1 protein-coding gene is annotated in these 507 nt (G+C 50.9%); it reads right to left on the bottom strand.

Going from position 1 to position 507, the window contains the following annotated elements:
• On the bottom strand, positions 1-310 hold a 310-nt coding region (locus tag DVK07_RS21200; protein WP_147441323.1), incomplete at its 3' end, for an AAA family ATPase.
• Positions 311-507 lie beyond the last annotated feature (197 nt).

Below are 507 nucleotides of genomic sequence, written 5' to 3'. Positions count from 1 at the left end.
GTCGGTGAATGTCGATTGTTTTGTTGATGCCCTCTAGGAGAGTGTAGAGCGTTTTGAAGCGGCTGTAGTCCTCCCAGCAGTTGATGTACTGGTGGTTGAGGTCAACGACGTTCTCGCGGAGTCGTTCAACGGTGAACTGTGCGATACATGTTTTCCCGACACCGGATGGGCCGTGGAGGAACACGGGGTCAGTAGAGTTTCCATCAAGAATGGGCTGTAGGACACTTGAGAGCGTGTTGACTTCGGCGTCTCGGTGCGTCACCTCCCGTGGGATGAACTCCGGTTGGAGTACCCGAGCGTCCGTGATCATGGGTGTCGACGAGAGGCCAGGCTAATAAATGGAAGTGTGGCGTTTCCGAATCTTCCGAATGTATTTCGATCATCAGCAGATGGATATCTGCGACGGTTCGATGAGTGATTATTTCTGTAGAATTTGGTCTAGAGGCTAATCTTTAAGTTTCCGTGCCGGAAAGAGATTGACAAGAATGGCACTCCCAAAACATCCAT

Origin of the sequence: Halorubrum sp. Atlit-26R, assembly GCF_003666015.1 — an archaeon.
Taxonomy (GTDB): Archaea; Halobacteriota; Halobacteria; order Halobacteriales; family Haloferacaceae; genus Halorubrum.
This window is presented reverse-complemented; position numbering and strand designations above follow the sequence as displayed.